Raw genomic sequence first — 8,599 nt, 5'->3', positions numbered from 1 at the left:
AGGAGAAAAATAAGAAACGTAGAAGGAATTTTTTATTCAGCTTGGGGCGCTTTTTATATTTCTTTGCTCGGAAACGAACGTCTCTCAATGCAGAACCCTGCGTTTCCGGTGAGGGAAACATTGGGCTTTGCATTGAGAGACATAGAAAGTAATGAAGGGGTTGCCAATAAACTACGTGGCGTATTTAATTTATCCCTTTACTCATTTGCTGTTTCTTGAATAAAAATTTTGCCGTTTTTCTTTTCCACTGCAATCTGGCTACCCTCTGGATTCAGGTTGAAGGGAGTAATTTCATCGGTGTGATTATCTACTACCATCAGCGTGCTTTCTTCTGCGAAACGTTTCACTTGAAATTTGATGGCAGTATTTCCGATGCTTGAATTAAATAGCAGACTGTCATTAATATAAACTGAAAGACTGTCTCCTGTAAAAGAATCTGTTATTTCTACCGTATAAATTCCGGCAAATGCTTTTTCCTTGTCATTACTCTTAGACTGGTTGCGAAAGCCCAGATACAAAAAAAGGCATACGATAAAGAATACCCCGAAGGCCAGTATTCCGTTTCCTATCATGAATTGTTTGTTGCTGTTGATACTTTTGTTGTTCATAATTAAGGTAGTTATAAAGTATATTCCCCTGCAAAGTAAGTTATTTTCAGTTTGTTTATCGTGTATGTTATAATTTTTTTTCTACATTTGTCACGGAATTATATAAAAACGGAATACAGAATATCATGCAAAATAACCTGGTCATAGTGGAGTCTCCGGCAAAAGCTAAGACTATTGAAAAGTTTTTGGGGGAGGGTTATAAAGTATTGTCAAGTTATGGTCATATCCGTGACTTGAAGCAAAAAGCGTTCAGTATTGATATAAAAGATCATTTCAATCCGATTTATGAAATACCGGAAGATAAGAAAAAACTGGTGGCAGAGTTGAAAGAAGAAGCTGCCAAGGCCGACATGGTATGGCTCGCATCCGATGAGGACCGCGAAGGAGAAGCCATTTCCTGGCACTTGTTTGAGGTATTAAATCTGGACCCTGAAAAGACACGACGGATTGTATTCCATGAAATTACGAAGACGGCTATATTGAAGGCTATAGAGCATCCGCGTCATATCAACATTGATTTGGTCAATGCCCAGCAGGCTCGTCGTGTACTCGACCGCATTGTGGGATTTGAACTTTCACCGGTGCTTTGGCGTAAAATCAAGCCAGCTCTTTCGGCTGGACGAGTGCAGTCGGTTGCCGTACGTCTGATTGTAGAGCGCGAGCGTGAAATCAATGCGTTTACTTGTGAAGCTTCTTATAAAGTAGTTGCTATATTTAAGGACGCAGAAGGGGCGGTGGTTCGTGCTACGCTCGGGAAACGATTCAAAACAAAAGAAGAGGCACAGCGTTTCCTTGAGAAATGTAAGGATGCTACCTTTAAAATAAAAGATATTACTACACGGCCGGTTAAAAAGTCGCCGGCACCTCCTTTTACCACTTCCACACTCCAGCAGGAAGCTGCCCGTAAGCTTGGGTATACCGTGGCACAGACCATGATGATTGCGCAGCGTCTGTACGAAAGCGGATTGATTACTTACATGCGTACCGACTCGGTAAATCTTTCTGAACTGGCCTTGTCTACAAGCCGGGATACCATTCTTTCTCTGATGGGTGAGCGCTATGTACATACACGTCAGTATGCCACAAAAACCAAAGGAGCTCAGGAAGCGCATGAGGCAATTCGCCCGACATATATGTCAAATGAATCTATTGAAGGAAGTTCACAGGAGGTACGTTTGTATGAATTGATATGGAAACGCACGCTGGCTTCACAGATGGCCGATGCAGAATTGGAAAAGACGACAGCAACCATTTCGGTTAGTGGCTGTGAAGATGAATTCCAGGCTGTGGGCGAAGTGGTCACATTCGATGGCTTTTTGAAGGTCTACAAGGAATCATTTGATGAGGATGTGGAACAGGAAGATGCCACCGGGCTTCCTAAAATGGAGGTTGGAGAGGTTCTGCAGCGTGAAGAAATTGCTGCTGTACAGCGTTTCAGTCAGGCTCCGGCACGTTATACAGAAGCTAGTTTGGTGCGTAAGCTGGAGGAACTGGGTATTGGCCGTCCGTCTACATACGCTCCTACGATTTCCACTATTCAGCAAAGAGGATATGTAGAGAAAGGTAACAAGGAAGGAGTGAAACGTGAGTATTCATTGTTGAAGCTGACGGGAAAAGAGATAAAGGAAACTGTACAGACGGAAATGAGCGGAAGTGAGAAATCCAAATTGATTCCTACCGATGTAGGTTGTGTGGTTAACGACTTCCTGATGCAGTATTTCCCGAAAATTATGGATTATAACTTTACGGCTAGTGTAGAAAAGGAATTCGACGAAGTGGCCGAAGGGGAAAAGAAGTGGACTGATCTGATGGAGGTGTTCTATGAGAACTTCCACCCGCTGGTAGAAACTACATTGGCGACAAAGACTGAACATAAGGTAGGTGAGCGTATGCTGGGAACTGATCCGAAGAGCGGTAAGCCCGTATCGGTGAAAATCGGACGTTTTGGACCCGTGGTACAGATTGGCTCTTCTGATGATGAAGAGAAACCTAAATTTGCCCAGCTGAATAAGGAGCATTCACTGGAGACAATTACACTGGAAGAGGCGCTCGATTTGTTTAAATTACCGCGTGTGTTGGGAGAACTCGATGGAAATGTTGTATCAGTAGGAGTTGGCCGTTTTGGGCCCTATGTGCGTCATGGTAATGAATATGTGTCTATCCCGAAGGAAATGGATCCGATGGCTGTGACTTTTGAAGAAGCCGTACAGATGTTGTCCGAGAAGAAAGAAAAAGAAGCACAGAAAATTATCAAGCAGTTCCCTGAGAATCCCGATATGCAGATTCTGAATGGTCGTTACGGACCTTACATTGCTTACCAAAAGAAAAATTATAAGATTCCTGAAAACGTGAATCCGGCAGACTTGAACTTGGATGCTTGCTTCAAGGTGATTGAATTGCAAGCTCAGAAAGCTGAGATGCGCAAGGCGAAAGGAGCAAAGGCGAAGGCAAAGAAATGAAAAGAGTTTTCCTGATTGGCTATATGGGTTCGGGAAAAACCACACTGGGCAAGGCTTACAGTGCGGCTACCGGACTACAGTTTGTCGACCTCGACTGGTATATCGAGGAACGCATGCATAAATCCATTTCCGACTTGTTTGCGGAAAGGGGAGAAGCAGGCTTCCGCTTGTTGGAGCAGAAGATGCTGCACGAGGCGGGAGAATTTGAAAATGTATTGATTGCATGCGGAGGAGGCACTCCTTGCTTTTTCGATAATATGGACTATATGAATCATACAGGCGAAACAGTATTTCTGGATGTATGTCCGGAAGTACTGTTCCGTCGTTTAAAGATAGCAAAGGCCAAGCGTCCGCTGTTGGCGAATAAAACGGACGAAGAGCTGATGCAGGTCATTACTTCTGCTTTGGAAAAAAGACTTCCTTATTATTCTAAGGCCAAATGGCATTTCAATGCAGAAGAACTTGAAAGTTATGCACAGATTGACAAAGCGGTAAGCCGCTTGAATGAATTGATAAATTAAAGAAGTATAAATCTAGACTTTATGTAGTGAAATGAGAAAATGGCGTATTGAAGACTCTGAAGAGCTCTACAACATCACGGGGTGGGGCGTTTCATACTTTAGTATCAATGACAAAGGTCATGTGGTAGTAACTCCACGAAAAGACGGAGTAGCCGTCGATTTGAAGGAGCTGGTAGACGAGTTGCAGTTGAGGGACGTAACCGCTCCTATGCTGGTACGTTTTCCGGATATTCTGGACAACCGGATTGAGAAAATCTCCAATTGCTTTACACAAGCTTCTGAAGAATATGGCTATCAGGCCCAAAACTTCATTATTTACCCGATTAAGGTAAATCAGATGAGACCGGTAGTGGAGGAAATTATCAGTCATGGAAAGAAATTTAATTTAGGACTGGAGGCCGGTTCGAAACCGGAACTTCATGCTGTAATTGCCATTAATACGGATTCAGATTCACTGATTATCTGCAACGGCTATAAGGATGAAAGCTACATTGAACTGGCTTTGCTGGCGCAGAAAATGGGTAAACGTATTTTCCTGGTGGTAGAAAAGTTGAACGAGCTTCGACTGATTGCCAAGATGGCCAAACAGCTGAATGTACGTCCGAATATTGGTATTCGTATCAAATTAGCTTCTTCCGGTAGCGGAAAGTGGGAAGAAAGCGGAGGCGATGCCAGCAAGTTTGGATTGACTTCCAGTGAGTTGCTCGAGGCACTTGATTTTCTGGAAAAGAAAGAAATGCAAGATTGCCTGAAGCTGATTCATTTCCACATAGGTAGTCAGGTGACAAAGATACGTCGCATCAAGACTGCATTGCGCGAGGCTTCTCAGTTCTATGTGCAGTTGCATCAATTGGGCTTCCCGGTAGAATTCGTAGATATAGGTGGAGGACTGGGAGTGGATTACGACGGTACCCGCTCTGCTAACAGTGAAAGTAGCGTGAACTATTCCATCCAGGAATATGTGAACGACTCTATTTCCATCATGGTGGATGCCAGCAACAAAAACAATATTCCTCATCCGAACATTATTACAGAAAGTGGCCGTTCACTGACTGCCCATCATTCTGTTTTGATTTTTGAGGTGCTGGAAACAGCTTCATTGCCTTCTATGGACGAAGATTTTGAGGTGAGTGCAGACGATCATGAACTCGTGCAGGAACTTTATCAGATTTGGGATAACCTGAATCAGAGCCGTATGCTGGAAGCATGGCACGATGCCCAGCAGATTCGTGAAGAATCGTTGGACTTGTTCAGTCACGGTATTGTCGATTTGAAGACACGTGCACAGATTGAACGTATGTACTGGTCGGTTACACGTGAAATAAACCAGATTGCATCAGGTTTGAAGCATGCACCGGATGAGTTCCGTAATTTGGACAAGCTGTTGGCTGACAAATATTTCTGTAATTTCTCTCTGTTCCAGTCGTTGCCGGATTCCTGGGCGATTGACCAGATTTTCCCCATCATGCCGATTCAACGTCTGGATGAACGTCCTGACCGCACGGCTACCTTGCAGGATATTACTTGCGATTCAGATGGGAAGATTGCTAACTTCGTGACCAGTCGTAACGTGGCACACGACTTGCCTGTACATACCATCAAGGCAAAGGAATCGTATTATATAGGTGTGTTCCTGGTGGGAGCTTACCAGGAAATTCTGGGAGATATGCACAATTTGTTCGGTGATACAAATGCCGTACATGTCAGTGTGGATGAAAAAGGTTACAGCATTGATCAGGTGATTGATGGAGAAACCGTGGCTGAAGTGCTTGACTACGTACAGTATAACCCGAAGAAACTGGTACGTACCTTGGAAACCTGGGTGACGAAGTCTGTGAAAGAAGGACGTATCTCGCTGGAGGAAGGAAAGGAATTCCTGGCAAATTATCGTTCCGGATTGTATGGATATACTTATCTGGAGTAATTTAAGAAAGCAGAATTATGAAAGAAAAACTGACAGTTATAAAAGTAGGAGGAAAAATCGTAGAGGAACCTGATACATTGAATCAGTTGCTCGATGATTTTTCATCTCTGTCTGGCTATAAGGTGCTGGTGCATGGAGGAGGCCGCTCTGCCACTCGTATTGCTTCACAGTTGGGAATTGAAAGCCAGATGGTAAATGGACGTCGTATTACCGATGCAGAAACCTTGAAGGTGGTAACGATGGTTTACGGCGGACTTGTCAACAAGAATATTGTGGCCGGTTTGCAGGCAAAAGGTGTGAATGCCGTAGGTCTGACAGGAGCAGATATGAATGTAATTCGTTCTGTGAAACGTCCGGTGAAAGACATCGATTACGGCTATGTAGGAGATGTAGAGAAAGTAGACGGAAAGGCCCTGGCTGACCTGATTCATCGTCAGATTGTACCAGTGATGGCACCATTGACGCATGACGGGAATGGAAATCTGCTGAATACGAATGCCGATACCATTGCCGGAGAAACCGCAAAGGCTTTGGCCGAGTATTTTGATGTGACATTGGTGTACTGCTTTGAAAAGAAAGGGGTGCTACGCGATGAGAATGATGACGACAGTGTAATTCCGGTGCTGACTCCCGATTTATTTAAACAGTATGTGGAGGAAGGAATCGTGCAGGGTGGTATGATTCCCAAGTTGGAAAATTCTTTTTCAGCCTTGGATGCAGGTGTGTCGCAGGTCGTAATAACCTTAGCATCAGCTATTCACAAAGATTCCGGAACAATTATCAGAAAATAATTCAAAAAAATTGGCGGGTGGGTGTAACTTTTATGAAACTCACCCGTCATTAGTATAGAGAGCCATGCAAGAGATCAGTTTTCGTGATAATATTCTGCCGCTGAAAGATAAGCTTTTCAGGTTGGCCTTGCGTATTACGTTCGACCGGGCAGAGGCGGAAGATATTGTTCAGGATGCACTGATTAAGGTGTGGAACAAGCGCGACGAGTGGGGAGAGTTGGAATCCATAGAAGCCTATTGTCTGACAGTAGTTCGGAATTTGGCTATTGACCGAAGTCAGAAAAAAGAGGCCCAGAATCTGACCTTGACACCGGAAACGCAGGAAATGCCGGATGCACAGACTCCCGAAAGCCAGTTTGAGCGAAATGAACAGTTTCAGTTAGTACACAGGCTGGTGAATGAACTCCCGGAAAAGCAACGGACTATTGTTCAGCTTAGGGATATTGAAGGTAAGAGTTATAAGGAAATTGCTGATGTGTTGGGGATTACGGAAGAGCAAGTGAAAGTAAACCTTTTCAGAGCCCGACAACGCATCAAATTAAAATATAGTGAGATTAACGATTATGGACTATAAGTACATTGAACAACTTTTGGAACGCTACTGGAACTGTGAAACCTCAGTAGAGGAAGAACAGATTCTTCGGATTTTCTTTCAGCAGAAAGAACTTCCTGCTCATTTGCGCCGCTATCGTTCTTTGTTTACTTATCAGGAAGAAGCTGCCGAGATGAAACTGGGTGATGATTTTGACAAGCGTGTGCTTGCAGAAATTGAACGTCCGGTGGTAAAAGCCAGAAAGCTGACGCTTTATTCACGTTTTATGCCTCTGTTCAAGGCTGCGGCTATGATGTTGCTGCTTTTCACATTAGGAGGAGTAGTGAAACATGCGACAGACGAGGGAAGTTCCTCTGGTATTGTATATGTGCATGATCAGTTTGAAAACCGTCAAGAGACTCCGCAGGTTGCCTATGAAGGTGATTCGGTGAAGACGCTGATTCGGGAAACATCTTCCAAGCCCAGACTGGAAGAAAACAGTAATAGATAGAACATTTTCATTTGCTTTTATATAAATAGTTAGTGCTTATTAAAACTTAAAACAACAACGAGGCTGTGAAGTTTCAATTCTCTCAAAATTAAATTACTAACTAAATAAAAAAGGATTACCGCGTGAGCAGTAGTCCTTTTTTATTTGGAATATTTCGCTATTTTTGCCGCAAAATTCAGATAAGAACACATGTTTACAGTTATTGGAGTTATGCTGGGGGGGATGTTGATAGGATTTCTCCTTCGCCGTCAGGAGTTTTCGTGGATTGGTAAAGTCATTACCTTGTTAATTTGGGCATTGTTGTTTCTGTTGGGAATAGAGGTCGGAGGTAATCGACAGATTGTAGAAGGACTTGCCACTTTGGGGGTAGAGGCTTTTGTGATTACATTAGCTTGTGTGCTGGGCAGCTGTATTCTGGCTTGGGGATTATGGTACTTGCTGTATAAAAAGAAAGGAGAAAAGTCATGAAAGGAAGTTTGATTATTATCGGCTTTTTTATTCTGGGTACATTGTGTGGCTTTTTTCATCTGATTCCTTTTGATATAAGTAAAAGCAATATCAGTTTCTATGCTTTATGCGCCCTGATGTTTAGTGTAGGATTGAGTGTGGGACATGATCCGCAGACATTGAAGAATTTTCGTTCGCTGAATCCACGTCTGATCTTTCTTCCGGTAGCTACTATATTGGGCACTGTTTCTGCCGCGGCTTTGGTAAGCTTGATGCTTCCGCATCGCAGTGCTTCCGATTGTATGGCTGTGGGAGCAGGATTCGGATATTATTCCCTTTCCAGTATTTTTATTACGCAGTATAAGGGACCGGAGCTGGGTACCATTGCTTTGCTTTCCAACATTATGCGTGAGATTATTACTTTACTTTGTGCTCCTCTGCTGGTGCGTTGGTTTGGTAATCTGGCCCCTATATCGGCTGGGGGAGCTACTACTATGGATACTACATTGCCCATCATTACTCGTTGCTCAGGGCAGCAGTTTGTGGTGGTTTCCATATTTCATGGTTTTGTGACGGATTTCAGTGTACCGTTCTTGGTCACATTCTTTTGTTCTATTTGATGAATCGTCTTTTAGGAATAAAATACGGCCCTCGACGTAAGATGATTAGGGATATTCAGTAAATGTCCCTAAAAGTAAGATGGCATATAAAGTCGATAGAGTATAATCACTTTATATGCCATTATTATTGCCCTTTTTCTGTGTTTTTTCATATAGTCCTATCTGTTGGACATGACGTTCCGGAAG

The 8,599-nt window shown here is 43.3% G+C and carries 10 protein-coding genes; 9 read left to right on the top strand and 1 reads right to left on the bottom strand.

What is annotated here, in order from left to right; all coding sequences use genetic code 11:
* Positions 1-219: hypothetical protein (locus tag ACMJ0U_RS02900; protein ID WP_417128048.1), on the top strand; the 219-nt coding region annotated here is incomplete at its 5' end.
* Here ACMJ0U_RS02900 and ACMJ0U_RS02895 read toward each other — a convergent pair.
* Entirely contained in the window at positions 198-608 is a 411-nt protein-coding gene (locus ACMJ0U_RS02895) for a hypothetical protein (protein WP_417128046.1), read from the bottom strand. The two genes, ACMJ0U_RS02900 and ACMJ0U_RS02895, sit on opposite strands and share 22 nt — an antisense overlap.
* A 125-nt stretch (positions 609-733) precedes the next feature.
* On the opposite strand from ACMJ0U_RS02895, the gene topA reads away from it, so the two are divergent.
* The 8 genes from topA to ACMJ0U_RS02855 all read left to right on the top strand — a co-directional run bounded on the left by topA (position 734) and on the right by ACMJ0U_RS02855 (position 8,413).
* Positions 734-3,067, top strand: coding sequence for a type I DNA topoisomerase (gene topA / locus ACMJ0U_RS02890; protein WP_417128045.1), 2,334 nt, complete (start codon positions 734-736; stop codon positions 3,065-3,067).
* Positions 3,064-3,588: a shikimate kinase gene (locus tag ACMJ0U_RS02885; protein WP_417128044.1), complete on the top strand. Its 525-nt coding sequence runs from the start codon at positions 3,064-3,066 to the stop codon at positions 3,586-3,588. Before topA ends, ACMJ0U_RS02885 begins: the two co-directional genes overlap by 4 nt.
* Positions 3,589-3,619: 31 nt before the next feature.
* The gene (gene speA / locus ACMJ0U_RS02880) at positions 3,620-5,512 is read left to right on the top strand and encodes a biosynthetic arginine decarboxylase (protein WP_007560048.1); all 1,893 of its coding nucleotides are present in this window, start codon (positions 3,620-3,622) and stop codon (positions 5,510-5,512) included.
* A 17-nt stretch (positions 5,513-5,529) separates the two neighbouring features.
* On the top strand, positions 5,530-6,303 hold the full coding sequence (gene argB / locus ACMJ0U_RS02875) for an acetylglutamate kinase (protein WP_007560049.1): 774 nt from the start codon (positions 5,530-5,532) through the stop codon (positions 6,301-6,303).
* A 64-nt stretch (positions 6,304-6,367) separates the two neighbouring features.
* Positions 6,368-6,877 (top strand): RNA polymerase sigma factor, encoded by a 510-nt coding sequence (locus ACMJ0U_RS02870; protein WP_117673510.1) that lies wholly within the window; start codon positions 6,368-6,370, stop codon positions 6,875-6,877.
* Entirely contained in the window at positions 6,867-7,346 is a 480-nt protein-coding gene (locus ACMJ0U_RS02865; RefSeq protein WP_417128043.1) for a hypothetical protein, read from the top strand. Before ACMJ0U_RS02870 ends, ACMJ0U_RS02865 begins: the two co-directional genes overlap by 11 nt.
* A gap of 189 nt (positions 7,347-7,535) precedes the next feature.
* Positions 7,536-7,814, top strand: coding sequence for a LysO family transporter (locus tag ACMJ0U_RS02860; protein ID WP_417128042.1), 279 nt, complete (start codon positions 7,536-7,538; stop codon positions 7,812-7,814).
* The gene (locus tag ACMJ0U_RS02855; protein WP_417128041.1) at positions 7,811-8,413 is read left to right on the top strand and encodes a lysine exporter LysO family protein; all 603 of its coding nucleotides are present in this window, start codon (positions 7,811-7,813) and stop codon (positions 8,411-8,413) included. Before ACMJ0U_RS02860 ends, ACMJ0U_RS02855 begins: the two co-directional genes overlap by 4 nt.
* The last annotated feature ends 186 nt before the right edge of the window (positions 8,414-8,599 follow it).

Source organism: Phocaeicola sp. (assembly GCF_048170425.1).
Classification (GTDB): domain Bacteria; phylum Bacteroidota; class Bacteroidia; order Bacteroidales; family Bacteroidaceae; genus Phocaeicola.
Note: the sequence above shows the minus strand (reverse complement) of the source record. Positions and strands in the feature narration are given on the sequence as shown.